The 356-nt window shown below is 67.1% G+C and carries 1 pseudogene; it reads right to left on the reverse strand.

From position 1 onward, the window contains the following. A pseudogene (locus tag KVT45_RS55220) lies at positions 1-356 on the reverse strand (NAD(P)/FAD-dependent oxidoreductase); the annotation flags it as partial.

Below are 356 nucleotides of genomic sequence, written 5' to 3' on the forward strand. Positions count from 1 at the left end.
CCGGTGTAGGAGTCGGCTCCGGGCAGCGACGGCCTGTTGGGGTGCCAGGTGACGCCGGGGGCGGCGATCAGACCGTCGTAGATGCGTGTCTCACCGGTGGAGAGGGTGACCTGCCAGCGGTCGCCCGGTAGCGGCTCGGCCTGGTCGACGGACACGCCGAGGGTGACATGGTCGTAGAGGCCGTAGGTACGGGCGAAGGAGCGGATGTAGTCGCGGATCTGTTCCCAGGACGGGTAGTCCGGATACTCGTCGGGCATCGGGAAGCCGAGGAAACCGCTGGTGTACTTCGAGCTGATGAAGTGCGCGCTCTCGTACATCGGGCTGCCCGGGCTGTCGATGTCCCAGATGCCGCCGAC

Origin of the sequence: Streptomyces sp. GbtcB6 (assembly GCF_019091475.1) — a bacterium.
Classification (GTDB): domain Bacteria; phylum Actinomycetota; class Actinomycetes; order Streptomycetales; family Streptomycetaceae; genus Streptomyces; species Streptomyces hyaluromycini.